The organism is Dissulfurispira sp. (assembly GCF_036745535.1).
Classification (GTDB): domain Bacteria; phylum Nitrospirota; class Thermodesulfovibrionia; order Thermodesulfovibrionales; family Dissulfurispiraceae; genus Dissulfurispira.
In genome coordinates this window covers 9,916-11,566 of the sequence record NZ_DAIOFX010000058.1, presented here as the reverse complement: position 1 = coordinate 11,566, position 1,651 = coordinate 9,916, and the positions used below count along the sequence as shown (strand labels likewise).

Sequence of the window (1,651 nt, the reverse complement as noted above, 5' to 3'; positions counted from 1 at the left end):
CCATATTTATAAGTGCCTCCAGAAGCTCATCCGCAACGCTTATCATCTTTGCAGCAGCCTCAAAGGACTTTTGATATTTGATGAGGTTAGCAGCCTCTTCATCCAGACTGACTCCCGATGCCTCCTGCCTTTTCCTCTCCAGTTCTTCAACCATGGTGTTGTGGAATTTCCGGCTTATCTTTGCCGAGCTCGCTTCTACGCCGACATCGGTGACTATCGAACGGTAGTAATCGCTGGGCGTACTGCCTTTAATAAATCCGCTCAATGAAAGGGAAGCAATTAGTTTTGCATTACTATTGTCGCCGGGCAAAACCGGATACACTTCAAAATCGCTGGAATCGGTTCCTCCGCCGGATGTAATAATGGAATTAGAGATGAATCCGAAAACGGTTTCCGATGTAGTTGTTGTATGCGTCCAGTCCAAAACGATACTATTCGGGTTTCCGCCGTTATTGGTGATAGTATATGCTTTGGTATTGAAATCGTACGCAACTGTATACGTATATGAAGTACTTGCATCAGCACTTTCCATGGCACTTTTCAATGCAAGCGCAAGCTCGTTCCTTGTATAGGTCCCCTTAGGGAGGGTAACAGTTATATACGAAGTACCTCCGTCTTCGCTGAACCTGATTGTATTGTTTGAGCTGTCTATGACAATCGAACCGCCTTTGATTTCATTTGTGCCTTCAGCATAACCTCCAACCGGAATAGTGGAATCGGAATTAGACGTAAACCCGAAAAGATCCTCCGCTGTTGTAGAGGGGTTTGTCCAGTTTACAATGATCTGATTGGGATTGGGGTTCGTACCGTTATTAAGAATCTTATACTTGTTGGTTGTAGCATCAAACGTGACGGTATAATTGTAATTTGTGGCTACATTTGCCCTTTCAAGCGCCTGTTTAAGCACTTCTGCAAGCCTTACCCTTGTGTATATCCCTGCGGGTATAGTGGCGGTTACATACGTTACTCCATTGTCTTCGCTGAACCTGATTGTATTATTTGAGCTGTTAACCTGAATATAGCCGGCCCCTACCTGAAAATCGCTGGAGTCAGAAGTATTAGGGTCAATGGAAGAGTTCGCTGCAAAGGCAAAAACATCCTCTGCGGTGGTGTCCTGATGCGTCCAGTCAAAGATAATTGTATTGCCATTGGGAGGATTGGTAATTATAAACCTTCTGTTAGTACTGTCATAAGTAACTGTATAATCAAAACCGCCTCCTGCAGCCTCCATTTGTGTTTCTAATTCTGCTGCAAGGGCGCTCCATGTGTATGTACCCGCTGTAAGGGTTATATTTGTAAAGTTTTGTCCACCGTCTCTGCTAAACCTGATTGTATTGTTGGAGCTGTCTATAACTATGGTATTGAGATATGTCGGTGCTATATCGCCTGCCGCTGCAGCTACCTTATTGGGGTCTGAAATCGCTACACCCATATTCATGGCAGCATTGGAATAGGGGCGTATAGTGAATGTTTCAAAGGTCGGAGAAGTGGCTAACAAATTAGGCTGGGTACCGTCTATCCTGACATCGATACCGTAGAACTTAAGAGTCCTTGTGTTTGCAACAGTGGTATCGATATTAATCTTAGCGGTATTAACAGTTGTCCATGTCTTCCCATCAGTGGATTCCTGAATGCGCCAGTAGATATCCAC

Annotated in this window: 1 protein-coding gene; it reads right to left on the bottom strand. The window is 44.5% G+C overall.

What is annotated here, in order from left to right; all coding sequences use genetic code 11:
- Window positions 1-1,651 (bottom strand): flagellar basal body rod C-terminal domain-containing protein (locus V7L97_RS09460; protein WP_442891799.1); only part of this gene is annotated, 1,651 nt, incomplete at its 3' end.